Annotated in this window: 24 protein-coding genes; 7 read left to right on the top strand and 17 right to left on the bottom strand. The window is 72.4% G+C overall.

Annotated features, from left to right (window positions below; all coding sequences use genetic code 11):
- Nucleotides 1-10: 10 nt before the first annotated feature.
- Nucleotides 11-1201 (bottom strand): MFS transporter, encoded by a 1191-nt coding sequence (locus tag ABD324_RS25820; protein WP_344422530.1) that lies wholly within the window; start codon nt 1199-1201, stop codon nt 11-13.
- 74 nt (nt 1202-1275) lie between these two features.
- Between ABD324_RS25820 and ABD324_RS25815 the strand changes: the two genes are divergently transcribed.
- Nucleotides 1276-2181: a LysR substrate-binding domain-containing protein gene (locus ABD324_RS25815; protein WP_344422336.1), complete on the top strand. Its 906-nt coding sequence runs from the start codon at nt 1276-1278 to the stop codon at nt 2179-2181.
- Nucleotides 2178-2927: a helical backbone metal receptor gene (locus ABD324_RS25810; RefSeq protein ID WP_344422333.1), complete on the top strand. Its 750-nt coding sequence runs from the start codon at nt 2178-2180 to the stop codon at nt 2925-2927. The genes ABD324_RS25815 and ABD324_RS25810 overlap by 4 nt, the downstream gene beginning before the upstream one ends.
- Nucleotides 2928-3021: 94 nt before the next feature.
- Here the strand turns inward: ABD324_RS25810 and ABD324_RS25805 are convergent, their stop codons facing one another.
- Genes ABD324_RS25805 through ABD324_RS25795 form a run of 3 tightly spaced genes read right to left on the bottom strand, consistent with a single transcriptional unit; the run spans nt 3022 to nt 7629 of the window.
- Nucleotides 3022-4611: a GMC family oxidoreductase gene (locus ABD324_RS25805; RefSeq protein ID WP_344422331.1), complete on the bottom strand. Its 1590-nt coding sequence runs from the start codon at nt 4609-4611 to the stop codon at nt 3022-3024.
- On the bottom strand, nt 4608-6128 hold the full coding sequence (locus ABD324_RS25800) for an APC family permease (RefSeq protein ID WP_344422328.1): 1521 nt from the start codon (nt 6126-6128) through the stop codon (nt 4608-4610). The genes ABD324_RS25805 and ABD324_RS25800 overlap by 4 nt, the downstream gene beginning before the upstream one ends.
- Before the next feature lie 37 nt (nt 6129-6165).
- Nucleotides 6166-7629, bottom strand: a complete 1464-nt coding sequence (locus tag ABD324_RS25795) for an aldehyde dehydrogenase family protein (protein ID WP_344422325.1) — start codon at nt 7627-7629, stop codon at nt 6166-6168.
- A gap of 58 nt (nt 7630-7687) precedes the next feature.
- Between ABD324_RS25795 and ABD324_RS25790 the strand changes: the two genes are divergently transcribed.
- Complete coding sequence (locus ABD324_RS25790) at nt 7688-8473, top strand: IclR family transcriptional regulator (protein ID WP_344422322.1); 786 nt, start codon at nt 7688-7690, stop codon at nt 8471-8473.
- A 16-nt stretch (nt 8474-8489) separates the two neighbouring features.
- On the opposite strand, the gene ABD324_RS25785 is transcribed toward ABD324_RS25790, so the two are convergent.
- From ABD324_RS25785 to ABD324_RS25770, 4 genes are read right to left on the bottom strand one after another with little or no spacing between them, the layout of a single operon-like run.
- The gene (locus ABD324_RS25785) at nt 8490-9164 is read right to left on the bottom strand and encodes an endonuclease domain-containing protein (protein ID WP_344422319.1); all 675 of its coding nucleotides are present in this window, start codon (nt 9162-9164) and stop codon (nt 8490-8492) included.
- A 33-nt stretch (nt 9165-9197) separates the two neighbouring features.
- Complete coding sequence (locus ABD324_RS25780) at nt 9198-10316, bottom strand: aromatic ring-hydroxylating oxygenase subunit alpha (RefSeq protein ID WP_344422316.1); 1119 nt, start codon at nt 10314-10316, stop codon at nt 9198-9200.
- Between the two features lie 58 nt (nt 10317-10374).
- On the bottom strand, nt 10375-12717 hold the full coding sequence (locus ABD324_RS25775) for a GcvT family protein (protein ID WP_344422312.1): 2343 nt from the start codon (nt 12715-12717) through the stop codon (nt 10375-10377).
- Nucleotides 12717-13067: a bifunctional 3-phenylpropionate/cinnamic acid dioxygenase ferredoxin subunit gene (locus ABD324_RS25770; RefSeq protein ID WP_344422309.1), complete on the bottom strand. Its 351-nt coding sequence runs from the start codon at nt 13065-13067 to the stop codon at nt 12717-12719. The genes ABD324_RS25775 and ABD324_RS25770 overlap by 1 nt, the downstream gene beginning before the upstream one ends.
- Nucleotides 13068-13654: 587 nt before the next feature.
- Between ABD324_RS25770 and ABD324_RS25765 the strand changes: the two genes are divergently transcribed.
- Both ABD324_RS25765 and ABD324_RS25760 read left to right on the top strand, forming a co-directional pair.
- A complete protein-coding gene (locus tag ABD324_RS25765; protein WP_344422306.1) occupies nt 13655-14155 on the top strand; it encodes an NADPH-dependent FMN reductase in 501 nt (166 codons plus the stop codon).
- A gap of 78 nt (nt 14156-14233) precedes the next feature.
- Nucleotides 14234-14608, top strand: a complete 375-nt coding sequence (locus ABD324_RS25760) for a hypothetical protein (RefSeq protein ID WP_344422303.1) — start codon at nt 14234-14236, stop codon at nt 14606-14608.
- A 6-nt stretch (nt 14609-14614) separates the two neighbouring features.
- On the opposite strand, the gene ABD324_RS25755 is transcribed toward ABD324_RS25760, so the two are convergent.
- From ABD324_RS25755 to ABD324_RS25735, 5 genes are all read right to left on the bottom strand, one after another.
- Nucleotides 14615-15280 carry a pentapeptide repeat-containing protein gene (locus ABD324_RS25755; protein ID WP_344422300.1) on the bottom strand — a complete coding sequence of 222 codons (666 nt, stop codon included), beginning with the start codon at nt 15278-15280 and terminating at the stop codon, nt 14615-14617.
- A gap of 63 nt (nt 15281-15343) precedes the next feature.
- On the bottom strand, nt 15344-17512 hold the full coding sequence (locus ABD324_RS25750; protein ID WP_344422297.1) for a glutamine synthetase III family protein: 2169 nt from the start codon (nt 17510-17512) through the stop codon (nt 15344-15346).
- 149 nt (nt 17513-17661) lie between these two features.
- Nucleotides 17662-17931 carry a hypothetical protein gene (locus tag ABD324_RS25745; protein WP_344422294.1) on the bottom strand — a complete coding sequence of 90 codons (270 nt, stop codon included), beginning with the start codon at nt 17929-17931 and terminating at the stop codon, nt 17662-17664.
- Nucleotides 17932-17991: 60 nt separating this feature from the next.
- Nucleotides 17992-19278, bottom strand: a complete 1287-nt coding sequence (locus ABD324_RS25740) for a D-arabinono-1,4-lactone oxidase (protein ID WP_344422291.1) — start codon at nt 19276-19278, stop codon at nt 17992-17994.
- Nucleotides 19275-20696, bottom strand: coding sequence for an APC family permease (locus ABD324_RS25735; protein WP_344422288.1), 1422 nt, complete (start codon nt 20694-20696; stop codon nt 19275-19277). Before ABD324_RS25735 ends, ABD324_RS25740 begins: the two co-directional genes overlap by 4 nt.
- A 71-nt stretch (nt 20697-20767) precedes the next feature.
- Between ABD324_RS25735 and ABD324_RS25730 the strand changes: the two genes are divergently transcribed.
- Nucleotides 20768-21352 (top strand): TetR/AcrR family transcriptional regulator, encoded by a 585-nt coding sequence (locus ABD324_RS25730; protein WP_344422284.1) that lies wholly within the window; start codon nt 20768-20770, stop codon nt 21350-21352.
- Between the two features lie 158 nt (nt 21353-21510).
- Nucleotides 21511-21843 (top strand): CD225/dispanin family protein, encoded by a 333-nt coding sequence (locus tag ABD324_RS25725; RefSeq protein ID WP_344422282.1) that lies wholly within the window; start codon nt 21511-21513, stop codon nt 21841-21843.
- Here ABD324_RS25725 and ABD324_RS25720 read toward each other — a convergent pair.
- From ABD324_RS25720 to ABD324_RS25705, 4 genes are read right to left on the bottom strand one after another with little or no spacing between them, the layout of a single operon-like run.
- A complete protein-coding gene (locus ABD324_RS25720; RefSeq protein ID WP_344422279.1) occupies nt 21834-22058 on the bottom strand; it encodes a helix-turn-helix domain-containing protein in 225 nt (74 codons plus the stop codon). The genes ABD324_RS25725 and ABD324_RS25720 overlap by 10 nt on opposite strands.
- Complete coding sequence (locus ABD324_RS25715; RefSeq protein WP_344422276.1) at nt 22058-22540, bottom strand: DUF2975 domain-containing protein; 483 nt, start codon at nt 22538-22540, stop codon at nt 22058-22060. Before ABD324_RS25715 ends, ABD324_RS25720 begins: the two co-directional genes overlap by 1 nt.
- Before the next feature lie 31 nt (nt 22541-22571).
- Entirely contained in the window at nt 22572-24209 is a 1638-nt protein-coding gene (locus ABD324_RS25710; RefSeq protein ID WP_344422273.1) for a peptide chain release factor 3, read from the bottom strand.
- Between the two features lie 55 nt (nt 24210-24264).
- A complete protein-coding gene (locus ABD324_RS25705) occupies nt 24265-24651 on the bottom strand; it encodes a hypothetical protein (protein ID WP_344422270.1) in 387 nt (128 codons plus the stop codon).
- Between the last annotated feature and the right edge of the window lie 49 nt (nt 24652-24700).

Raw genomic sequence — 24700 nt, 5'->3', positions numbered from 1 at the left:
GCTCTAGCGACTATCGCCACTCACGGGTCGTGAGCAGGGACAAGGCGAGGGCGCCGGCGAGGAGCACGGTGAGGTAGGCCGTGATGCCGCCCCAGCCGAGGTGGTCGTAGACCACTCCGCCCACCGTGCCGCCGATGCTGCTGCCGCCGTAGTAGCCGAGCAGGTACAGCGAGGAGCCGATCGCGGGCGAGCCCCCGGGCAGCTCGGCGGACCGGCGCCCCACCCACCCGCTCGCCACGGAGTGCGCGGCGAAGAAGCCGACCGTCAGCACGATCAGGCCGAGCAGCACGGACGGTAGCCAGCCCGGCAGCGCGATCCAGGCACCGGCGGCCGCGACCCCCACGCCGACCGCGAGCACCCGGACGCGACCGAGGCGGTCGGCGAGCCGCCCGGCGACCGTCGAGGTGTACGAGCCGGCGACGTACCCGAGGAAGATCAGCGCGACGACCGCCGCGGGCAGCCCGAACGGCGGGCGGAGCAGCCGGAAGCCGAGGTAGTTGTACATCGTCACGAACGTGCTCATCAGCAGGAACGCGATCCCGAACAGGCCCAGCAGCCGCCGGTCGCGCAGGTGCCGCAGCACCGGACCGCCCAGGTCGCGCAGCCGCACCGGCTCCGCGGGCGGCGCCTGCGCGGCCGGCAGCAGCAACCGGAACACGACGGTGCAGCCCAGCGACACCAGCCCGACGACGAGCAGCGCGGCCCGCCAGCCCGCCAGGTCCGCGACCCCGGAGGCGATCAGCCGCCCGCAGAGCCCGCCGATGCCGTTGCCGGCGATCAACAAACCGACCGCGCCCCCGAGGTACCGGGGCGCCACCTCGCGGGTCATGTGCGCCATCGCGAGCGCCGGCAGGGCCGCCAGAGCGACCCCCGTCAGCCCCCGGATCGCGACGAGCACCGCGAAGGTCGGGGCGAGCGGCGCCAGCAGGCAGAGGACGACGGCCGAGGCGAGCGCGACCGTCATCACGCGGATGCGCCCCCACGACTCCGCCACCGCGGACAGGGGGACGACGGCGAGGGCGAGCCCCAGCGTCGTCGCCGACAGGGCGAGGCTGGAGGTCCCCGAGGACACCCCGAACTCCTGCGCGAGCGTCGGCAGCAGCCCCTGCACGGCGTAGACCAGCACGAACGTCGCCAGACCCGTGCACCACATCGCGAGCCCGAGACGGCGGTACTCCCGCGTCCCGCGCTCCAGGCCCATGGTGGTCACGGGGCAACGGTAGGAACCGAGCTTCCATACGTCCAATGCATGTCTCGCCCTGGAATGATGCAGAAGTGGATGAAACCAGGCTGCTGACGGCCGTGGCCCCGCGGCTTCGCTGGTTCGTCGCGGCCGCGCGTGCCGAGCACCTCACCCGGGCGGCGGACGAGCTCGGCGTCCCGCAGCCGACCCTGTCCCGCGGCATCGCCCGGCTCGAGGCGGAGCTCGGCGTGCCGCTGTTCACCCGCGCCGGCCGCGGGGTGCGGCTCACGCGCGAGGGCCGCACGCTCCTGCGCGCCGCCGAGCGCGCCACCGGGGAGCTCGCCGTCGGGGCCGCCGAGCTGGCCGGGGAGGGGCCGGCCGGCGTCGTCACGCTCGCGTTCCTCCCGACCCTCGGCACGGACGTCGTGCCCCGCCTGATCGGCGGATTCCGCGCCCGGCATCCGCGGACCCGGTTCGAGCTGGTCCAGGGCGCGCACGCGCTCCTGGTGAGCCGGGTCCGCGAGGGCGAGGCGGATCTGGCGCTCACCTCCCCGCTCCCGCAGGAGCCGCAGCTCGCCACGGAGGCGCTCGGCGAGGAGGAGCTCTGCCTGGCCGTCCCGGCCGGGCACCACCTCGCGACCCGCACCGACGGCGTCCGGCTCGCGGAGGCGGCCGGCGAGCCGTTCCTCGGCTTCCTCCCCGGCTACGGCCTGCGGACGACCGTGGACTCCTGGTGCCGGGACGCCGGCTTCACCCCACGGCTGGCGTTCGAGGGCGGCGACACCGCGACGATGCGGGGGTTCGTCGGGGCCGGCCTCGGCGTCGCGCTGCTGCCCGTCTCGCACCACGGCCCGCCGCCCGGCGTCGTCGAACTGCCGGTGACGACCCCGCGCACGACGCGCGTGATCGGCATGGTCTGGGCCCGCGACCGCGCGCTCAGCCCGGCGGCGCGGGCCTTCCGGGAGTTCGCCGGAACCCGTGAGAGGGTCGGACCATGAGAACCGTGATCGACGACGAGGGCCGCACCGTCACCCTTCCGGCGCAGGCCCGGCGGATCGCGTCGATCGTCCCGTCGCTCACCGAGGCGATCGGGGAGACGGACGTGACGCGGCTGGTCGCGGCCACGGACTGGTGCACCCATCCCGCCGGGCTCGACGTGCCCCGGGTCCGCGGCACCAAGAACCCGGACGTCGAGGCGATCGTCGCGCTCGAGCCGGACGTGGTGCTGGCCAACCAGGAGGAGAACAAGCCCGGGGATCTCGACGCGCTGCGCGAGGCCGGGCTGGCGGTCTACGTCACCGACATCCGGACGGTCGAGGGCGGCCTGGAGTCGTTGGGCCGCATGCTCTCCGCCTGCGGATTCGAGGACGTGCCCTGGCTCGACGAGGCTCGGGCGCTGTGGTCGGCCCTGCCGGCACCGACCGCCCGGCGACGTGCGGTGGTCCCGATCTGGCGCAAGCCCTGGATGGCGTGCGGTTCGGACACCTTCACGGGCGCCGTCCTCGCCCGCCTCGGCATCGACAACGTCCTGGCCGACTCCCCCGAGCGCTACCCCCGCTTCGACCCCGCGGACCTGCCGCCCCACGATCTGGTCGTCCTCCCCGACGAGCCCTACACCTTCACCGCCGACGACGGCCCCGAGGCCTTCGCGGCCCCCTCCGCCCTGGTCAGCGGCCGCCTCCTCACCTGGTACGGCCCCAGCCTCGTCCAGGCCGCCCGCGAACTCCCCGACGCCCTCCTCTAACCCCCGCGAGTCGGCACTTTCGGGAGCCTGAAACACACGTTCACGACGTCGTGAACGTGTGTCTCGGCCTACGGAAAGTGCCGACTCGCGGGTGTCATGGCGGCTTCAGCAGGTCGGAGCACTTCTCCCCCACCATCATCGTGGTGATGTTGGGGTTGATCGCGGGCAGGAACGGGAGGACGGAGGCGTCGGCGACGCGGAGGTTCTCCACGCCCCGGACGCGGAGCTGCGGGTCCAGGGGCGCAAGGGGATCCGTCTCCGGGCCCATCCTCACCGTGCACGCCGGGTGGTAGACGGTGTTGTGGGTCCGGACGATGTAGTCCTCCAGCTCGTCGTCGCTCACCGCCTCCGGACCGGGGGCCAGCTCGCGGGCCACCCAGTCCTTCAGCGCGGGCTGCTCGGCGATCCGCCGGGCCAGCCGGATCCCGGTCTGCATGACGCGCATGTCGTGGCCCTCGGAGTCCGTGAAGTACCGCGGGTCCACCCGGGCCCGGTCGCGGAAGTCCCTGCTGCGCAGGCGGACCGTGCCCCGCGAGCGGCCCCGGGTGACGTTGGGCGTCAGGCAGAAACCGTTGTCCGTGGTCGGGTAGCCCCAGCGCACCGTGTTGAGGTCGAACGGCACGGAGCCGTAGTGCATCATCAGGTCCGGCCGGTCGAGGCCGGGCTCGGTGCGGTGGAACAGCCCGATCTCCCACCACTGCGTGGAGCGGGTGACCATGGGCCGCGCCGCGTCCCACATGACGAGGCCCTCCACGTGGTCGTCCAGGTTGGACCCGACGCCCGGCGCGTCGACCAGCACGTCGATCCCGAAGTCCCGCAGGTGTTCCGCCGGGCCGATACCCGACAGCATCAGCAGCTTCGGGGTGTCGATCGAGCCCGCGGAGAGGATCACCTCGCGGTTCGCGGTGACCGCCCGTCGGCCGGGCCCGATCCCCTGCTGGTACTCGACGCCGGTGGCCCGGCGGCCGTCGAACAGCACGCGGGAGGCCCAGCAGTCGGTGAGCACGGTCAGGTTGGAGCGCGTCGCCATCACAGGGTGCAGGTAGCTCACCGACGCCGACGCGCGCGTGCCGTCCGGCAACGAGTTGATCTGGAAGAACCCGGCCCCCTCGCAGACCGTCACGCCCTCGTTGAAGCGCACCGTCGGCAGCCCGACGCCCGCGCACGCCTCCAGCACCGCGACGCCGCACGGATCGTCGGGCGGGACCTGCATGAGGTTCACGGGTCCGGTGCGGCCGTGGCCGTGGTGGGCGGGTCCGCGCCACTGTCCGTCGTTGGTCTCCAGGCGGCGGATCAGCGGCCAGCACTCGTCCGCCGACCAGCCGTCGCAGCCCGACGCCGCCCACTCGTCGAGGTCCTCGCGCGGGGTCCAGAAGGCGATGCAGGAGTTGTGCGAGGAACAGCCGCCGAGCACCCTGGCGCGAGCGTGCCGCAGGAACGAGTTGCCGTGCTCCTGGGGCTCGACGAGGTAGTCCCAGTCGTAGCCGGAGTCCAGCAGGAACATCCAGTCCTCGAGCCGCAGGATCGCCAGATCGTCCACATCGGAGGGCCCGGCCTCCAGCAGGCACACCGTGGTCCCCGGGTCCTCGGACAACCGGGAGGCCAGCGCGCAGCCGGCCGATCCCCCACCCACGACGACGTAGTCGTAGCCCGGTACTGACGGTTCGCTCGCGAGCTCGCTCACGGAGCCTCCCCCATCTGCTTCGCCATGTGCTCGGGCAGCGTCCCGAGGTGATGCCGCCCCCGCAGCCGGAACCACAGCAGCCCGACGAGCGCGATCGCCCCGATGAAGAGGAAGGCGATCCACTTCAGCACGCCCTCGCCGTACACCTCCACCCGCGGCCACGCCAGGTTCAGCGCCATCGCCGCGCCCCACAGCACGGCGACGATGTTGATCGGCAGCCCGAGGCGCCCCAGCGAGAAATACCGCCGGTCGGTGCGCGGCCCGGGGTACTCTCCGCGGAACCGCTTGACCAGCATCGGGATCGTGACCAGCAGGTACGCCACGTAGATCATGATGACGGCCACGCTCGTCACCGCCGTGAAGATCGCCGGCGTGCCGATGTTGACGGCCAGGATGAGCACGGCGACGACGCCGATCAGGATGGCCGGGATGACGGGCGTCTTGCGCTTGGGGTCGATCTTCGCGAGCCGCGCGCCGGCCGGCAGCGCGTTGTCGCGCGCCATCGCGAACATCAGCCGGATCCCCGCCGTGTGCACGGCCAGCGAGCACACCGTGATGGCCACGACGATGCACACCAGGAACACCTTGCCGAGCGGCCCGCCCAGGGCCTGCAGGACGATCAGCTGCAGCCCGCCGGTCGTCTTCCCCAGCTCCGGATCGTCGAGGTTCGGCGCGGCCAGGATGCCGAAGAGCAGGATCAGCCCGCCGATGACGAAGGACGCGATCACAGCGCGCAGGATCGCGGTCGGCGCCGTCTTGCGCGGGTCGACGGTCTCCTCCCCCAGCGAGCTCGCGGTGTCGAACCCGTACATGACGTACGCGGACGCGATGGCCGCCACCAGGAACACACCGAAGTACCCGCCCGGCTGGCCGGCACCGAGGTCCTTGGTGTCGAACAGGATCGACGGCGGGTGCACGATGTTGATCCCGAGGATGATCACCAGCAGCACGGCCGCGATGAGCTCGATGAACACGCCCGTCGAGTTGATCCGGGCCATGAGCTTGACGCCGAACGCGTTGACCAGCGTGGTGAACAGGATCAGGATCGCGCCCCATATCACCGCGCTGTAGCCGAAGTCCGTGTCGCCCGTGCCGTCGCCGACCAGCTGGAACCCGGACCAGAGCTGCGGCAGCGTGACCTGGTAGGCCAGCACGACCGCGGCCAGCGTGACCACCGAGGCCGTGAACATCATCCAGCCGGCCAGCCACGAGACCGTCGGCCCCGCAAGGCGTTTGGACCAGTTGTAGACCGAGCCCGCCACGGGGTAGCGCCCGGCCAGCTCCGCGAAACAGAGGGCGACGCACAGCTGCCCGACGAACACCATCGGCCAGGACCACCAGTACACGGGCCCGCCGAGCCCGAAGCCGAAGTAGAAGAGCTGGAACGTGCCGGTGAGGATCGAGATGTAGCTGACGCCGGCCGCGAAGCTGGCGAACTTCCCGATCGATCTCTCCAGGGACTGGCTGTAGCCGAACTCGGTGAGGCCGTGCTCGCTCTCGTTGTCCGTGGTGCTCATCGCCGGGTACCTCCGCCTGCTGGAAGGGACGTGCGGATCAGCCCTTGAACCACCGCTGCGGTTCGGGAGCGGTGTTGTGCCAGATGTGCTTGGCCTCCTGGTACTCGCGCAGGCCCGTGGGCCCGAGCTCCCGGCCGTTGCCCGAGCGCTTCATCCCGCCCCACTCCGCACCGGGCACGTACGGGTGGTAGTCGTTGATCCACACCGTGCCGTGGCGCAGCGCGCGCGAGACGCGGTGGGCCCGGCCCATGTCCCGGGTGAACACGGCGCCGGCGAGGCCGTAGTCGGTGTCGTTGCCGAGTGCGATCGCCTCCTCCTCGGTGCGGAACCGCTCGACGGTGAGGATCGGGCCGAAGGTCTCCTCGCGCACGACGCGAGACTCCCGGGTGACGCCGGTGATCACCGTGGGCAGGTAGAAGAACCCCTGCTGCAGAGCAGGATCCGACGGCCGGGTCCCTCCACACACGACGGTCGCACCCTCGTCCCGGGCGGACTGCACGTACGCCTCGATCTTCGCGCGGTGCGCCTCGGACACCATCGGGCCGACCTCGACGCCGTCCTCCAGTCCGTTGCCGAGCCTGATCTTCGCGGCGCGTACGGCGATTTCGGCCACCAGCGCGTCCGCCAGGGAGTCCTCGACGACGAGCCTCGCGCCGGCGGAGCAGACCTGTCCGGAGTGGAGGAACACGGCGAGCATCGCGTAGTCCACGGCGAGCTCGAAGTCGGTGTCCGCGAAGATGATGTCCGGGTTCTTGCCGCCCAGCTCGACCGCCGTGCGTTTGACGGTGTCCGCCGAGGCCCGGATGATCGACTGCCCGGTGGCGAGCCCGCCGGTGAAGCTGACCATGTCGACGTCGGGATGCGAGGTCAGCGGCGCGCCCACCGACGGCCCGTCCCCCAGCACGATGTTCACGACGCCGGGCGGGACCCCGGCCTCCGCGCACAGCTTCACCAGATGGATGGACGTCAGCGGGGTGACCTCGGAGGGTTTGATCACCATCGTGTTGCCGGCGGCGAGCGCGGGCGCGACCTTCCACGACAGCTGCAGCAGCGGGTAGTTCCAGGGCGTGACCAGGGCGCAGACGCCGACCGGCTCGTGCACCACCAGGCTGACGACGGCGGCCTGCCCGGTCTCCACCAGGCGTCCGGAGTCCTTGTCGGCGAGGTCGGCGTAGTAGCGGAACACGGCGGTGACGTCGTCGACGTCGATCCGGCTCTCGACGAGCGTCTTGCCGGTGTCGAGGGTCTCGGTGCGGGCGATCTCCTCCTTCTCCCGCTGGAGGAGCTCGGCGATCCGGCGGAGGAGGGCGCCGCGCTCCGGGGCCTCGACGCTCCGCCACGGGCCGCCGTCGAACGCCCGCCGGGCGGCGGCCACCGCCTCGTCCACGTCGGCCGCCGAGGCCTGGTCCACGTGGCGCACCACCGAGGCGTCGAACGGGTTCAGCACCGGGGCGGTGCCGGATCCGGACCGCCACTCGCCGTCGATGAAGAGGTCGGGCACGTAGCGAGCGTGGACCGCTGATCATGACGGGTCAAGCGCAGGCGCGTAGAGTTGCGCCATGAGCAACACGGAGCGTCCGCGAGATGGCGGCGTGCAGTCCGTCGACCGGGCCATCACCGTGCTCGAGATCCTGGCACGCCGGGGCGAGGCGGGTGTCAGCGAGGTGGCCACGGAGCTCGACGTCCACAAGTCCACGGCATTCCGGCTGCTCGGGGCCCTGGAGGAGCGCGGGCTGGTCGAGCAGGCGATCGACCGCGGCAAGTACACCCTCGGCTTCGGCCTGATCCCGCTGGCCGGAGCGGTCTCCGGGAGGCTCGACGTCACGCGGCAGGGGCGTGAGGCGTGCGAGCGGCTGGCGCTGGAGTTCGGCGAGACCGTCAACATCGCGGTCCTGCAGGAGCGCTGGGCGGTCAACGTGCACCAGGCCCGCGGACCCGCCACCGTCCTGAGCTACAACTGGATCGGCCGGATCACGCCGCTGCACTGCACGTCGTCGGGCAAGGCGTTGATCGCGTGGCTCGATTCCGCCGAGCTCCCCCCGGCCCTGAAGGACGCCCTCGACCAGCCGGAACGCTTCACCGACCACACCCTCCGCGACCGGGCCGCCATCGAGGCGGGCCTGACCCGGGTGCGGGAGCGGGGCTACGCGACGGTCGTCGAGGAGTACGAGATCGGCCTCAACGCCGTCGCCGCCCCGATCCGGGACCAGACCGGCGGCGTGGTGGCGGCCCTGTCCCTCGCCGGCCCGTCCTACCGCCTCCCCCCGGAGCGCCTCGACGACCTTGCCCCCACGGTCGTCGCCGCCGGGAAGGAGGTCAGCCGTCGCATGGGCTGGTGGGACTAGCAGCACGGTAGTTCGATCATGCTCCGAGAGCCTTGGTGCTGATCGCAGCGCGGACGAGCCCGACGATCCGCGCCGGGTCGTCCCATTTCGTGAAGCGGAACATGCGCCAGCCGGCCGCTGTCAGGGCCGTGAAGCGGGCGGTGTCGCGGAGGACCTGCTCGGGGCGGAGGTGGTCCGCGCCCTCGTACTCGAGGCCGATCCGCAGCTCCGGGTAGGCGAGGTCGAGCCGGACCGCGCGCCGGGCGACGGGGTCCTGCACCACCCACTGCACCTCCGGGCGCGGCAGCCCGGCCCGGACCAGCGCGAGGCGCATCCGCGTCTCCGGTGGTGAGCCGGCGCGACGGTCGGCCAGCTCGACGAGCCGGGGCAGGCGCGAGCCGGAGCGCGTGCGAGGCCGGCGCAGGCGCAGGACCTCGACGGGATCGAAGCGTTCCGCGTTGGCCAGGGCGTCCAGCGCGACCACCGCCTCGGTCTCGTCGGGAACCCATCGGGCCAGGTCGAAGGCGGTCCGCAGGGTGGTGACGGCGGTCCCCCGCCCGGTGGTGATCTCGTCGGACTGCAGGTCGTCGCGGTGCAGGACCAGGCCGGGCCGTGGACGGATGCCGCCGATCCGCAACGTCACGTCCGCGGGAGCGTCCCAGGGGCCGCAGTCCGCACCGTGCAGCCTCGCCGCGGCGTACCCGCTGAGCACCCCGCGCCCGTCGACCAGCGCGAGCGCTGGTGCTCATCTCACCCGCTCGGCCACCCAGGCGTGGAACTCGGCGATGTGGTGCTCGGACGGGACGAGGTTGCCGCCCCGGGCGTAGATGCGGCTGGACATGGCGGGCTGGGTGCGTTCGCAGGCGGCGAAGTCCTGAGCGTTGACCCGGTGGAAGAGCTCCACGCTCGCGGCGAGGTCCGCATCCGAGGCGACCACCTCGGAGAGGAAGAGCCAGTCGCACTCCACCAGGGTGCGGTCCGGGGCGACGGGCGTCATGCGGTGGACGATCACGTGGTCCGGCACCAGGTTCACGAAGACGCCGGGGCGGATCGTGATGGCGAAGTACCTGCGGTCCTGCTCCGCGGAGACCCCGGGGATGCGGGTGTGACCGGCCGAGCCGTCCACGGTGAAGCCCTGGACGCCGGCGCCGAACGCCGCGCCGTGGCCCACGTAGTACTGCGCCGCATAGCCGTCGGCGAACTCCGGGAGGACCTCCGTCAGCTCGGGATGGATCGTCGCGCAGTGGTAGCACTCCATGAAGTTCTCGACGATCAGCTTCCAGTTCGCCGCGACGTCGTAGGAGATGCGGCGGCCCAGCGCGAGGTTCTCCACGCCGTAGTGGTCGATCGACTCGACGTCCCCGAGCCGGGTCACGACGGCCCCGATCACCTCCTCCTCGAAGGAGGGCGGATCGGGCGCGACGCACGCCCACACGTACCCGATCCACTCCCGGACGGCGACGGGCGCGAGGCCGTTGGCGAACCGGTCGACGTCCGGCATCCGGGTCAGGTTGGGGGCGGCGATGAGCGTGCCGGTGAGGTCGTAGGTCCACGCGTGGTAGGGGCACTGGAGCTTGTTGCGCACCTGGCCTGCGGGTTCGGTGCAGATCTGGGCGCCGCGGTGGCGGCAGACGTTGAAGAACGCCCGGATCTGCGAGTCCCGCCCGCGCACGACGACCACGGACTCCCGGCCCAGCTGCACGGTCCGGTAGCTGCCGGGCCCGGTGAGGTCCGCCGCGAGCGCGACGCACACCCACCCGGCCTCGACGATGTGCTCCTGCTCGGCCGCGAAGATCGCGGGATCGGTGTACCAGTGCCCGCCGAGCGTGGGGACAAGGCTCGGGGCGGGATCCAGGGTGGTCATGCCGGCTCCGGAGAAGTCGCGGGGCGGACTGTGTGGGCGCAGGGCGGTGCCGGAGCGCTCACAGGGGCTTGAGGCGCTTGCCCTCGGGATCGACGAGCGGTTCGGCGGCGACGGTGCCGGGGAGGCGTTCCCCGAAGTACTCCACCGAGACCGACGTGCCCGGGGTGGACAGCGAAGGTGGGAGCCACGCGTAGGCGATGCTCCGCTCGAGCGTCGGGCCGTAGGCGGCGCTGGTGACATACCCGGCGCAGGATCCGTCGGCGTACACCGGTTCCCCGCCCAGGACCACGCCCGCGTCGAGCAGGATCGGGACGAGGCGGCGGCGTGGCTCGTCGAAGCTGCGGCCCTTCACCGCGAACGCCAGGCCGGCCTCGACGGGGGTGTCCTCGCTGGTCATGTCCAGGCCACTGGCGCGGTAGCCCTTCTCGATCCGCAGGGCGGTGAAGGCGTGCCGGCCGCCGGCGACCAGGCCGTGCTCCTCCCCCGCCGCCCACAGCCCGTCCCACAGACCCAGGCCCTGGTCGGCACTGGTGTAGAGCTCCCAGCCGAGCTCACCGACATAGGACACGCGCAGCGCCAGCACCGGAATCGCCCCGACGTGGATCGGGCGGGCGCGGAAGTAGCCGAACGACAGGTCGTCCGCGCTCACCGCGGAGAGGATGTCGAGGGCGCGCGGACCCCAGAGGCCGAGGCCGCACGTCCCGGCCGTCACGTCGCGGACGGACACTCCGGCCGGGGCGAGCCGGCGCAACCGGTCGACGTCCACCTCGCCGTTGGCCCCGACCTGGAACAGCTCCTCGCCGAGCCGGGTCACGGTGAGGTCGCTCAGCACGCCGCCGGCGTCCGTGAGCATGAGGGTGTAGACGACCCGGCCGACCGCGACGTCGAGCTTGTTGCTGGTCAGGGCGTCGAGGTAAGCGCATGCGCCGGGGCCGGACACCTCGACGCGGGTCAGCGGCGTCATGTCGTAGAGCGCCGCGGCCTCACGGGTGGCGACGGCCTCCGTGACCGCGACCGGTGACCAGTGCCGCGCCGCCCAGCCGTCCCGCTCCGGGGCCGGGGAAGGTGCGTTGGCGGCGAACCAGAGTGGCCGCTCCCAGCCGCCGATCTCGCTGAACACCGCGCCGAGCTCCTGATGGCGCGGATAGAACGGCGAGGTCCGCATCGGGCGCGGGCCGGCGGGCGGGTCGAGCGGGTGGAGGATGTCGTAGACCTCCTCGAAGTTCCGGGACGCGCGGGCCTCGACGTAGGCGGGCGAGCGCTGGGCCTCGCTGAAGCGGTTGAGGTCGCAGGCGTGGACGTCGAGCGTGGGATGCCCGTCGACCAGCCACTCCGCGAGGGCCCGCGCGACGCCGCAGGAGTGCGTGACCCACACCGCCTCGGCGACCCAGTACCCGGACAGCGAGGGGTGCTCGCCGAGCAGGGGCATCCCGTCCGCGGTGAAGGAGAAGACGCCGTTGAAGCCGTGCTCGATCTCGACGCCGTCCAGCGCCGGGAGGAGCTTCCGAGCGTCGGCGTAGGCCGGCTCCCAGTCCTCGAGCGTGAAGTCGAAGGACGACGGCATCTCGGTGTGCGCCGGGAGGTTCGCCGGATCGACCGGGATGGGCCGGTGGGCGTAGGACCCGATGCCCAGCCGCGACCCGTACTCGCGGAAGTAGAGGTCGGCGTCCTGGTGGCGCAGGATCGGCGCCGTCGCCTCCTGCGCCGCGGCCAGCCCGGGGACGGGTGCGGTGCGGGCGAACTGGTGGGCCATCGGCAACAGCGGGGTCGGCAGGTCGACGAGCGCGCCGGTCAGCGGGCCCCAGAAGCCGGTGCACTGGACGACGTGGTCCGCCGGGAAGGTGTCGTCCTGCGTCCGGACCCCGGTCACCCGGGAGCCGCTGCGCAGGATCTCGACGACCTGCTGCGAGCCGAGGAACCGCGCGCCCCGGGAGATCGCCCGCTGGGCCTGGGCCTCGACCGCCCGGGGCGCCTTGGCCAGTCCGTCGGTCGGGATGTGCAGGCCCGCGAGGACGTGCGAGGCGGGCAGCAGCGGATGCAGCGCCGCGCACTCCTCCGGCCCGATGATCGCGGACTCCACGCCGATCGACGAGAGGAAGCCGTGCCGGCGCCACAGCTCGGCCGTGCGCTCGGGAGTCGTCGCCACCTCGAGGCCGCCGACCTGGGTGAAGCAGCCGTCGAGGGAGGTCAGCTTCTCCACGGTGTAGCGCGCGAAGCGGCCCATGGTCCGCGACGGGTTGGCCTGGAAGACCAGCCCGGGGGCGTGCGAGGACGACCCGCCGGGCAGGGAGAGGGGGCCCCGGTCGAGGACGGTGACGTCCGTCCAGCCGCGCTCGGTCAGCTCGTCCGCGACCGCGGCCCCGACCACCCCGGAGCCGATGACGACGACCCGGGGGCCCATCAGGCGGTCGCGCGGTGCGGCGGCAGGTGCGGCAGCCGTTCGGAGAGCTGCAGGTAGACCCCGCCGTCGGAGCAGACGACGGTGTGCGTGCGCACCGGGTACCGCGCGATCAGCCCGTCCGCCTCGCCGGTGCGCAGGTCGAAGATCGCCGCGTGCAGCGGGCACTCGACGGCGCAGCCCTCCACGAAGCCGTCGGCGAGCGAGGCGTCGGCGTGGGTGCAGGTGTCGTCGACGGCGAACAGCTCCCCGTCCTCGGTGTGGAACACCGCGACCGGAGGGCTGCCGGGCAGCTCGGCGAGCCGCAGGGAGCCGCCGCGGGGGAGGTCGGTGAGCTGGCAGGCGTAGATCATGTGCCCGTCCTCGGAGATGCCGGGATATGAGTGCGTCCTGCGAAACGATCGGCACGACTCGCAACACGGTGAGGGCCGAGGGGTGCCGCTGTCAAGGGTCGGGACTGCCGGAAAAGCACTGGTAACACGGGTTGGGCCGGACGGGCGAGGACGGCAGGCCCGACAGACGACGGACGGCCCGGCCGCACCGCGACCGGGCCGTCCGTTTCGGGCGGTTCTCAGCGGCGGCGGCCGCGGTTCCAGCCGCCGAGGATGCCGAGCGCGTCGACCAGGCCGGAGGAGAACTTGCCGAGGGCTCGTCCGAGGTTCTTCATGGACTACTCCCGTGTGTCGGAGGGTGGGGGGCGGACACCTCCACGGTCTCAAACGGGTGAGACGCGCTCCCGCACAGGGTCACGGGAAGATCACGGACCCGACAGGGCTGGTCGGGCCGCAGGTCCCGGGCGTGTCGGACCCCGGGAGAGCCCGGTGGCCCGCCGGGAGCGCGGTCGACGAGCGGGCCGGTGTGATCGGTGGGCGGTGTGGGCGGGCGGCCCCGGATGCGATGCTGGCGGGGAACCGATCATCGCCCACGAGTGGAGCTCCCCGTGACCGTCACCGTCGTCGTCGGCAACCCGAAGGCCGCCAGCCGCACCTCGCAGGCGGGCGTGCTGCTCGCCGAGAAGCTGACCGGCGCCGCGCCCGACCACGTCATCGAGCTGGTCGAGCTCGGCCCCGGCCTGCTCGGCTGGGGGGACGAGGCCGTCGCCGCCGCCAAGAAGACCGTGCAGTCCTCCTCGCTGGTCGTCTTCGCCAGCCCCACCTTCAAGGCCACCTACACCGGCCTGCTCAAGCTGTTCCTGGACCAGTTCGAGGGCGGGACCGGGCTGAAGGACGTCGTCGCCGTCCCCCTGATGCTCGGCGCCGGTCCGGCCCACGCCCTGGCCCCGGACCTCACGCTCAAGCCCGTGCTCTCCGAGATCGGCGGCACCTGCGCGCTGCCCGGCCTCTACCTCATCGACTCGACGTTCGCCGAGGGCCCCGAGCTCGACGCGTACGTGGAGCGGTGGAAGCCCGTCGCCGACGCCCTGACCGCGCTGCGCGGCTGAGCGCCGATCCGACCACTGTGGTCGCCGGATGTGGTTGTCTTGTCCGGTCCCTGGCGGTGGCCGACGAGAGAGGCGTCCGTGTCCGAGAACCACTCCGACCCCGCGAGGTCGGCGCTGCGCGCACTCGACGACCAGCTCGCGCGCACCATCGCGGACCTGACGCGGGCGCGTGAGCGGGTCGTCGAGCTCGAGGAGCTGCGCGACGCCGGCCGCAGCTGGCACGAGATCGTGTCCCACGAGGAGCGTCCGCTGGTGGTCGAGGCGGTCACCCGGGCGCTCGACGACCTCGGCACCGTCGGCGGGCGCTTCCGCCGGCAGGAGGCCATGGCGCTGCAGCGCGAGTCCGTGTCGATCACCCGGATCGGGAAGCTGTTCGGGGTGAGCCGGCAGCGGGTCTCCGCGATCCTGCAGGAGGGGCAGCGGTCGCGCCCGGAGGACGGACCCGGCGCCTGACCGGGCTCAGCGCTCGGTGATCTGGACGCCCATCGCCGCGAGCATCAGTGCCCCGACCGAGACGAGCTGCTCGGGCCCGATCCGGCAGCCCTGCAGGGCGAGCGGGCCGCGCAGGTCGTCGACGCCGGAGCCGTGCAGGTCCGTGCCCGCGAGCCGGGCGTCCTCGATCGACGCCTCCCCCAGGTCGCAGCGCAGGAACGCGCAGCCCGACGCGGTGAACCGGTAGAGATCGGCGCCGCGCAGGGTCGTGTCCTCGACGTGCAGGAACGTGCCCTTGGCCATCCGGAGCCGGACGAGGTCGGCCCGGCAGCCGGAGATCCGGACGTCCGTGAGACCGGCGCCGTTGAGCTCGGTGCCGGTGAGCCGGCAGTCGGTGAAGGTGACCCGCTGGAAGACGGTGTCGTCGAGCTGGGCCCCGGAGAGGTCGCAGTTGACGAACTCGGTGTCCCGGCAGTGCAGGCCGCCGAGGCTGCGCCCCGAGAGGTCGACGCCGCGGATCCGGCACTCGTGCAGCCGCAGGTCCGCGACGTGCTCGGGGAAGACGATCCCCGGACCGGCCTCGACGCCGTCCCAGAGGTCACCGTCGGCGGGGGGCCCGGGGGCGGCGTCGAACCGCGGCGGGAGGTCCGGCGGATCGGGCTGGGTCTTGGTGCTGCGAGATCTCCGGGCCACGCGACGACGCTACTGGGGTGGCCCCAGTGCCGTGCACCGACACAGGGGCCACCCCGGTGGCGGTCACAGGATGAAGAGCATCTCCTGGTAGGTCGGGAGCGGCCACAGGTCGTCCGCCACCACGCCCTCGAGCGCGTCCGCGGCCTCGCGGACCGCGGTCATCGCCGGGAGGAGCTTCGCCGCGGCGTGCTCCGCCTCGCCCACCGCGGTCTCGGCCGCCTCGTCGGCCAGCTCGGCCTTGAGGGTGACCAGCGCCGCCCGCAGCGCCGTCAGCGGGGCGGTGACCTCCTCGAGCGCCGTGACGTCCGCCTCGACGCCCGCGGCCTTCAGCGTCGCGATGTTCTGCGCGAGCTCGGTCTGGTAGCGCACCGCGGCCGGGACGATCTGCGTCGCGCCGATCTCGGCGGTCAGCTTGGCCTCGACGCCGACCGTGAGCGCGTACTGCTCCAGCGCGATCTCGTAGCGGGAGTGCATCTCGCGGTGGTTGAACACCCCGTACCGCTCGAACAGCTCCATCGCCGACTCGGTGACCAGCTCCGGCACGGCGTCGATGGTGGTGCGCAGGTTCGGCAGGCCCCGCTCGGCGGCCTCGATCTGCCACTTCTCCGAGTAGCCGTCGCCGTTGAAGATGACCGCGCCGTGCTCGGTGATGATGTCCTTCAGCAGCGCCTGCACCGCCGCGTCGAAGTCGCCCTCCGCGGCCTCGAGGATGGTCGCGCAGTGGTCCAGCGAGTCCGCCATGATCGTGTTGATGGTGACGATCGGGGCCGCGACCGTCTGCATCGAGCCCGGGGCCCGGAACTCGAACCGGTTGCCGGTGAAGGCGAACGGGCTGGTGCGGTTGCGGTCGCCGGGGTCGGTCGGCAGCACCGGCAGCGTGTCGACGCCGATCTGCATGGCGCCCTTGCCCTTCGACCCGGACAGGTCGCCCTCCGCGATCTGCTCGAAGACGTCCGCGAGCTGGTCGCCGAGGAAGATCGAGATGATCGCGGGCGGGGCCTCGTTGGCGCCGAGCCGGTGGTCGTTGGTGGCGCTCGCGACCGAGGCCCGGAGCAGCCCGGAGTACTTGTGCACCGCCCGGATGACGGCCGCGCAGAACACCAGGAACTGGGCGTTCTCGTGCGGCGTGTCGCCCGGGACCAGCAGCGAGCCGAGCTCGGAGTTGCCCAGCGACCAGTTGACGTGCTTGCCCGAGCCGTTGACGCCGGCGAAGGGCTTCTCGTGGAAGAGGATCTCCAGGCCGTGCTTCTTGGCGATCGTCTTGAACGTGGTCATCAGCAGCTGCTGGTGGTCGCTCGCGACGTTGCCGCGCTCGAACATCGGCGCGATCTCGAACTGGCCGGGCGCGACCTCGTTGTGCCGGGTCTTGGCCGGGATGCCGAGCTTGAACAGCTCCCGCTCGGTGTCCATCATGAAGCCCAGGACGCGCTCGGGGATGGCGCCGAAGTAGTGGTCGTCGAACTCCTGGCCCTTGGGCGGCTTGGCCCCGAAGAGCGTGCGGCCGGCGCCGAGCAGGTCCGGGCGGGCCACGAAGAAGTGCCGGTCGATCAGGAAGTACTCCTGCTCCGGCCCGCAGAAGCTCACCACGTGCTCGGGGCTCTCGTGCCCGAACAGCTTGAGGATCCGCTCGGCCTGCCGGCCCATCGCCTGCTGGCTGCGCAGCAGCGGGGTCTTGTGGTCCAGGGCCTCCCCCGTCATCGAGACGAAGACCGTCGGGATGCAGAGGGTGTTGCCGTTGGGGTTCTCCAGCACGTACGCCGGGCTGGTGACGTCCCAGCCGGTGTAGCCGCGGGCCTCGAACGTGTTGCGCAGGCCGCCGTTCGGGAAGCTCGACGCGTCCGGCTCGCCCTGGATCAGCGTCTTGCCCGCGAACTCGGCGAGGGCGGTGCCGTCGCTGGTGGGCTCGAGGAAGCTGTCGTGCTTCTCGGCGGTGGCGTGGGTCAGCGGGTAGAAGACGTGCGCGTAGTGCGTCGCCCCCTTCTCCAGGGCCCAGTCCTTCATCGCCGAGGCGACCGCGTCGGCCACCACCGGGTCCAGCGGCGTGCCCTTCTCGATGGTGCTGATCACCGACTTGTACACGGTCTTCGGCAGCCGCTTCTGCATGACCGACTTGCTGAAGACGTTCGCACCGAAGATCTCCCCGGGGGCTTCCCCGGCCACGAAGCTGACGGCGGGCGGCACGTAGGCCTCGACGTCCTTGATCGCCTGCAACCGCGCGGCGTTCCCACTCATGCTTGATCCCCTTCGCGTCGACCCCGACGGTTCAGCCTGTGCGGTTGCACGCCCGAACGGGTTGCGACGCCGTGACGGTCTCGTTGACAGTCGTCACGCAGGGTTCGGCGATCACCCGAACGGGTGTGCCGGTGTGGCCGAGGGCCGGATCAGCGGCGGCGGTGCACCAGGACGGCGACCGGGCGGACCGCGAGAGCGGCCGCGGCGAGCACCAGGGTGACGGCGACCGGGGCGCCCAGCGTGGCGCTGACGATCACGCCCACGGCCAGCACGACCATGAGGGCCGCGGCCGTGGCGACGAACGCGACGGGGAGGCGGGCCGGCGGCGCCGCGAGGGAACCGCGGTCCCGGCCGGGCGGGACCAGGCAGCTCCGGTCGAGCACCCGGACCTGCCGAACGACCGGCCTCGCGTTAGCCATGTCTAACGGTATCGCCCGGGTCCCTCTATCAGGCAAGGAAGTGTCGTTTTCTGAGACACGTCACACCGCCTCACCCGGCACGCCCAGGACCCGGTCGAGATAGGCGTTGCGGAAGCGTCCCTCGGGATCGAGCCGGTCGCGCAGCGCGACGAACTCCTCGAAACCCGGGTAGACCTCCCGCAGCTGGGCCGCGGTGCGGGTGTGCAGCTTGCCCCAGTGCGGCCGGCCGCCGAGCGCGGTCATCACCGCCTCGACCGCCCCGAAGTACGCCTCGTGCGGCCTGCCCCGGAAGACGTGCACCGCGAGGTAGGCGGTGTCCCGCCCGGACGCCGTGGAGAGCGGGATGTCGTCCGCGCCGGTCACCCGGACCTCGACGGGGAAGGTGACGGCGCGCCCGTGCCGGTCGACGGCCGCGCGCAGCCCGGCGAACGCCTCGGGCAGCGCCTCCCGCGGCACCGCGTACTCCATCTCCAGGAACCGCACCCGCCGCGGGCTGCAGAACACCCGGTACGAGCGGTCGACGTACTCGGCCGCGGCCATCTGCGCCGCCATCAGCCGGTTGAGCCCCGGGACGGCCCCGGGCAGCCGCGCGCCCAGGCGGCAGGCGAGGCCGAAGGCGCCGTTGCCGAGCAGGTCGTCGCCGATCCACTCGGCGGCCCGCCCCCGTACCGGCCCGGCCGCGTGGGTGCGGTCGTTGCGTTTGGTCGCGGCCACCTCGGTGTGGGGGAACCAGTAGAACTCGGCGTGCTCGGCCCCGTCGAGGAGCTCGAACGCCTGCGCCAGCGGCACCGCCCGCTCGACGGCGTGCAGCCGGAACGCCGGGACGGTCTCGAGGGTGAGGCTCGTGAGGATGCCCAGCGCGCCGAGCCCTACCCGGGCCGCGCGCAGGATCTCGGGATTCTCGTCGGCGGAACAGCGCAGCAGCGTGCCGTCCGCGAGCACCATCTCCAGCGCTCTGACCTGCGACGCGATGCCGTGGAACCCGGCGCCGGTGCCGTGGGTGCCGGTCGAGATCGCGCCGGCGATCGTCTGGGCGTCGATGTCGCCGAGGTTCGGCAGGGCTCGGCCGCGCTCCCAGAGCAGCTCGTTCAGCCGGTGCAGCGGCAGGCCCGCGGGAACCGTCGCGAGGGCACCGTCGAGCGTGATCACCGGGGCGGCGGGCGGGCGGACCGCCACGTCGTCGGCCACCGCGATCCCCGTGAACGAGTGCCCGGTGCCGAGCGCCTTGACCCGCAGCCCGTCGCGCGCGGCGGCCTTCACCGCCTCGGCGACCTCGCCCGCGTCCCGCGCCACGACGGTCCGTCGAGGGTCGGTCCGCTGGTTGCCGGCCCAGTTCGCCCAGCTCACGAGCCCACCCCCGCCGTCCCGGCCCTCAGCCGGTGCCGCAGCACCAGGACGTACCAGATCCCGGCGAGCGCCAGGGCGCCGAGCACGACGTAGTCCGCGCCCCGGAACGCGTCCGGGAGCGTCAGCGCGGCGACCACCGCGACCAGCCACACCAGCGCCAGGACCGCGACCGGGACGGCGAAGCGGCCGATTGAGAACCCGGTCTCCCCCGGCAGCGCCTTCCGCCGGGCCAGGTAACCCCCGAGCGTCAGCAGGTAGACCAGATACGGGACGAGCGCGGTGGCCCCCACCAGCACCCCGAACGCGTCCCCGTCGAGGGTCCCGTAGGCGAGCAGCAGCAGGCAGACGACCAGCGAGGCGACCAGTGCCGGGATGGGGGTGCCGGTTGCCGGGTTGACCCGCCGCAGCCAGGCCGAGACGGGCAGCAGCCCGTCGCGCGCCATCGCGAAGATCAGCCGAGAGTTCGAGGCCGCGGCCACCACGACCAGCGCGAACATCGAGAACACCACGACGGCGAGGAAGATCCGGGTGAGCACCGGGCCGAGCCAGTACGCGGCGATGTCCGCCAACGGGACGGGCGAGGCCTGGATCGCCGACAGGTCCGGGATGGCGAGGGTGAAGCCGACCAGGGCCGCCATCCCGAGCACGCCGGACACCACCACGGACAGGATCATCGCCCGCGGTACCGCTCGGCGGGCGTCGACGGCCTCCTCCGCCATGTCCGCCGCCGCCTCGAACCCGACGAGGGTGAAGATGCCGGTCAGGGCCCCGCCGACGATCGCCGCCGCGAGCGGCTGGTCGGTCGCGGAGGTGAACAGGAACCCGGCCCCGTGCGGCTGCGGTGTGCCCGACCCACCCCGTACCCAGGCGACGAACACGACGACGCTGAGCACGACCGTCCCGAGGATCTCCGCGAACACCGCGACGTTGTTCACCCGGGCCGCGAGCTGCACCCGGACGATGTTGATCCCGTAGGCCACCACCAGCGCCACCACCGCGATGAACACCGTGAGCCGGGCGTCGGCGGAGTCCAGCCCGAACACCTCGGCGGCGAGCGGGGCGAGCCCCAGCAGCGCGATCCCGGGGAGCCCGACCGCGCCGTAGAGCACGCCGAGCGCGCCGACGAGGTATCCGAACCGGGTGCCGACCAGCCGCGCGGCCCACTGGTAGTTCGCGCCCGCCAGGGGGATCCGTCCGGCGAGCTCGGCCAGCACCAGGACCACCAGGAACTGCCCCACCGCCGCGACCGGCCAGAGCCACACGGACGACGGGCCCAGCTGCGTGAGCCCGTAGGAGTAGTTCACGAAGATCCCGGTCGTGATCGAGACGATCGAGAACGCGATGGCGAACAGGGCGAAGCGGCGCAGCACCCGGGGGAACCGCTCGCGGTAGCCGAAGCTCTCGGTCGTCTCAGTCACTGGTCGGTAGGGTGCGACCTGGACCACACTGTGTCAAGCGTCCGGGTCGAGCGACCAAGAAGGGGGTGGCGATGCCGCGGGTACCGGCCACCGAACGCCGCCGCCAGCTCGTCGAGGCCGCCTTCCGGGTCGCCGCGCGGGACGGGTTCGGCGCCCTGACCACCCGCGCGGTCTGCGCCGAGGCCGGCGCGCCGCTCGCGATCTTCCACTACTGCTTCGCGTCCAAGCAGGAGCTCCTCGCCGAGCTGACCGAGCAGACCATGAGCGCGCTCTTCGACCCGTCGCGGGTGGAGCTGGGACCGGACGTGCGGAGCTCGCTGCGGGCGGTCCTGCGCGCCTACTGGTCGACCGTGCAGGAGGAGCCGCAGCGCGAGCCGGTGCTGATGGCGCTCACCCAGCACGCCCTGCACGAGCCCGGCCTGGAGCAGATCGCGGTCCGCCAGTACGAGGCGTACCACCGCACGGCCCGGGCGGCGCTGGAGCTGATCGCCGAGACCTGCGCCGTGACCTGGACGCTCCCGCTCCCCCGGCTCGCCCGGATGATGGTCGCCGTGACGGACGGGGTGACGCTCGCCTGGCTCGTCGACCGGGACTCCGCCGCCGCCCTGGAGGCGCTGGACTCCTTCGCCGACACCCTCGCCGCCCACACCCTGTGAGTGGCAATCGTCGCCATAGCGACTATTGCCACTCACGAGGGCTGGTAGGGATAGCCCCCGTCAGGTCTCGTGTGCGCCCCCTCGTCCGCGAGCCCGGCGACGAGCAGCATTGCGCCCGTGACCCCGCGCCTCCCGCGCCCCACGGACGAAGGAACCCCATGACCGACAACCCGACCTTCGCCCCGCCGCCCGTCGGCGTCCCCGCCTACCCGCCGCCCACCGCGTTCGCCCACCCGGCGGCGGTCACCCAGCCGAAGCCGCACTGGGGCCTGGCGTTCGTGGCCTTCCTGCTCTCCGGGATCTGCGGCGGCGTCGCGCTGTACTTCGCGTACCAGACCGACCGCCGCTTCGACCGCGGCGACCTGCACGGCGCCCAGGAGGCCTCGCACCTGGCGAGGACCTGGGCGACGATCGGGCTCGTCGTCGGCGTCATCATCGCCGCACTGGTGGGGGCCCTGACGGCGGCCGCCTCGGCCAGCGGCTACCTCTGAACCAGCGACTCGTCCGGCACGTACTCGAGCAGGTCGCCGGGCTGGCACTCCAGCACCCGGCACATCGCCTCGAGGGTCGCGAACCGCACCGCCTTGGCCCGCCCGTTCTTCAGGACCGCGACGTTGGCCGGGGTCAGCCCGACCTGCTCGGCGAACTCCCCCACGCTCATCTTCCGCCTGGCCAGCTCCACGTCGATCCGCACGACGATCGCCATCAGATGACCGCCTCCAGGTCGCTGCGCAGCGTCGTGGCCTGCTGGAGCAGCGCCCGCATGACCACCAGCAGCAGCCCGAACACCGCCACGCCGACGGTCAGGAGGAACAGCACCATCGGCATCCCGGGATCGTCGGCCTGCAGCACCACCCAGATCGCGATGCTCGCCAGCACCAGCCAGCCCGCCGCCACCGCGCCGATGATCACGTCCACCCAGCGCAGCGCCGCCCGCGTGAAGATCCGGTCCTTCGAGACCATGCCCAGCAGCTTCCAGGTGCACACCAGCACCACCTGCACGCACACCACCCAGAACACGGCGATCGCCGTCAACGGCCAGCGCAGCGGCGCGTCGTTCGGGTTCTGCGCCGTCTGGTAGGCGATCCCGCCCGGCAGCGAGAGCGTCTCGAACACGACGAGGATCCCGAACAACACCACGAGGAAGATCCGCAAGGGCACGACCGCGGCCCGATGCACTGTGCTCATGGATCGAGTATCGATCACTAGCTATCGAAAGTCAATCGGTCACGGTCCCGGCGAGCAGCGGGGCGAAGGTGACGTCCGGGAACTTGCGGATCACGACGTCCATCCGCCACTTGTTGCTGAACACGGCCAGCTTCACGCCGTCGCTGCGGGTCAGGACCTCGCACTCCGACTGCGACGACAGCGCCGCCTCGCCGGCCTCGTCCGTGACCCGCGCGATCTGGTAAGGCAGGCCCTCGAGCCGGATCGGCGCGTTGAACTCGGACTCCATCCGCGCCGCCACGACGTCGAACTGCAGGGGCCCGACGGCGGCCAGCACCGGCGCCTGGTCGCCGCGCCGGTCCGAGCGCAGCACCTGGATCACACCCTCGCCGTCGAGCTGCTCGATCCCCTTGCGGAACTGCTTGGTCTTGCCCGCGTCCGCACAGCGGGCCACGGAGAAGTGCTCGGGGGCGAAGCTCGGGATGGCCGGGTACTCGATCGGCCCGGAGGCGTAGAGCGTGTCCCCCGGCCGCAGGGCGTTGGCGTTGACCAGGCCGACGATGTCGCCGGGGAAGGCCTCCTCGACCGTCGTGCGCTGGTTGCCGAACACCGCCTGGGCGTACTTGGTGGCGAAGGGCTTGCCGGTGGCCGCGTGGGTGAGCACCATCCCGCGCTCGAAGCGCCCGGAGTTGATGCGCAGGAAGGCCATCCGGTCCCGGTGCGCCCGGTCCATACCGGCCTGCACCTTGAAGATCAGGCCGGAGAGCGGGGTGTCGAGGGCGCGCGGGCGACCCTCCGCGTCCTCCCTTTCCGACGGCGGCGGCGCCAGGTCCACGAGGGCGTCGAGCAGCCGGGCGACGCCGATGTTCGACAGCGCGGCCCCGAACAGCACGGGGGTGGCCGTGCCGGCGAGGAACTCCTTCTCGTCGAACTGCGCGCCGATCTCCTCGAGCAGGGCGATCTCGTCCTGCGCGGTGGACCAGAACTGGGGCTCGTCCGCGGCGACGACCTCCGGGGCCACGACCTCGGCGCTCGCCCGGGTTGCCCCGCCGGCGGCCCGGGTGAACTTCGTGTACTCCCCGGTGGCGACCTCGATCAGGCCCTTCAGCTCGCCCGCGATCCCGAGCGGCCAGGTCAGCGGCATGGGGCGCAGCCCGATCCGCTGCTCCACCTCGTCGAGCAGCTCGAGCGGTTCGCGACCGGGCCGGTCCCACTTGTTGACGAAGGTGAGGACCGGGATCTTGCGGGAGCGGCAGACGTCGAACAGCTTGAGGGTCTGCGGCTCGAGGCCCTTCGCGGCGTCGAGCAGCATGACGGCCGCGTCGACCGCGGCGAGGACGCGGTAGGTGTCCTCGGAGAAGTCACCGTGGCCCGGCGTGTCGAGCAGGTTGATCACGGCGTCGCGGTAGGAGAACTGCAGCACCGCGGACGACACGGAGATGCCGCGCTGGCGCTCCATCTCCATCCAGTCGCTCGTGACCCCGCGGCGGCCGGACTTGCCGTGCACCGCGCCGGCCGAGTCGATGACCTGGGCGTGCAGCGCGAGTGCCTCGGTGAGCGTGGACTTGCCCGCGTCCGGGTGGCTGATGACGGCGAACGAGCGGCGCCGCTGCGCCTCGGCGAGGATCCCCGATGACGACCCCGCCGATCCTGCCGCGGGACTCTCGCTCCGGTCGACGCCCTGGCTCACCACACGCTCCTCCCGCCACGCGCACCTGCGGCGGCGGGTCCCAGGATACGGGCGCCTACCTGCGGGCGAACGACCAGGCGGCCACCCACACCGCGCCGACCAGCAGGGCCAGCGCGAGCGGGACGTGCACCATCAGGTTGCCGTTGTCGCCCGCGAGCGCCTGCAGGAAGGTCACCACGAACACGACCCCGGCCAGCACCACCGGCCACCACGCCCCGCCGCGGGCCCGCCGGTACAGGAACGCCGCGATCAGCGTCAGCCCGGTGAGCACGTGCAGCACGATCGCGCCGATCTGGTGCACCGCCAGGCCTCCGCCGCCCGGCGAGAGCAGTGCCCCGGCCGTGATGCCCTGGCACACGATGCACAGGACGGACAGGGTCGCGAGGACGCGGACCGCGTTGAGCGTGGTGGTGGTGCTGCGGTCGGGGTCGACAGCCGTCATGACCGTCCTACGGACGCACCCCCGCCGGGGATTGCGACCCGACATCACG

The organism is Pseudonocardia ailaonensis, from assembly GCF_039531635.1.
Classification (GTDB): Bacteria; Actinomycetota; Actinomycetes; order Mycobacteriales; family Pseudonocardiaceae; genus Pseudonocardia; species Pseudonocardia ailaonensis.
This window is presented reverse-complemented; position numbering and strand designations above follow the sequence as displayed.

Excerpts from the sequence above, each read along its gene's own strand:
- ABD324_RS25750 (WP_344422297.1), bottom strand. The coding sequence starts at position 17,512 with ATGAGTGGGAACGCCGCGCGGTTGCAGGCGATCAAGGACGTCGAGGCC.
- ABD324_RS25800 (WP_344422328.1), bottom strand. The coding sequence starts at position 6,128 with ATGAGCACCACGGACAACGAGAGCGAGCACGGCCTCACCGAGTTCGGC.
- ABD324_RS25715 (WP_344422276.1), bottom strand. The coding sequence starts at position 22,540 with ATGAGCACAGTGCATCGGGCCGCGGTCGTGCCCTTGCGGATCTTCCTC.
- ABD324_RS25730 (WP_344422284.1), top strand. The coding sequence starts at position 20,768 with ATGCCGCGGGTACCGGCCACCGAACGCCGCCGCCAGCTCGTCGAGGCC.
- ABD324_RS25820 (WP_344422530.1), bottom strand. The coding sequence starts at position 1,201 with ATGGGCCTGGAGCGCGGGACGCGGGAGTACCGCCGTCTCGGGCTCGCG.
- ABD324_RS25810 (WP_344422333.1), top strand. The coding sequence starts at position 2,178 with ATGAGAACCGTGATCGACGACGAGGGCCGCACCGTCACCCTTCCGGCG.
- ABD324_RS25775 (WP_344422312.1), bottom strand. The coding sequence starts at position 12,717 with ATGGGCCCCCGGGTCGTCGTCATCGGCTCCGGGGTGGTCGGGGCCGCG.
- ABD324_RS25745 (WP_344422294.1), bottom strand. The coding sequence starts at position 17,931 with ATGGCTAACGCGAGGCCGGTCGTTCGGCAGGTCCGGGTGCTCGACCGG.
- ABD324_RS25790 (WP_344422322.1), top strand. The coding sequence starts at position 7,688 with ATGAGCAACACGGAGCGTCCGCGAGATGGCGGCGTGCAGTCCGTCGAC.
- ABD324_RS25780 (WP_344422316.1), bottom strand. The coding sequence starts at position 10,316 with ATGACCACCCTGGATCCCGCCCCGAGCCTTGTCCCCACGCTCGGCGGG.
- ABD324_RS25770 (WP_344422309.1), bottom strand. The coding sequence starts at position 13,067 with ATGATCTACGCCTGCCAGCTCACCGACCTCCCCCGCGGCGGCTCCCTG.
- ABD324_RS25720 (WP_344422279.1), bottom strand. The coding sequence starts at position 22,058 with ATGGCGATCGTCGTGCGGATCGACGTGGAGCTGGCCAGGCGGAAGATG.
- ABD324_RS25725 (WP_344422282.1), top strand. The coding sequence starts at position 21,511 with ATGACCGACAACCCGACCTTCGCCCCGCCGCCCGTCGGCGTCCCCGCC.
- ABD324_RS25705 (WP_344422270.1), bottom strand. The coding sequence starts at position 24,651 with ATGACGGCTGTCGACCCCGACCGCAGCACCACCACCACGCTCAACGCG.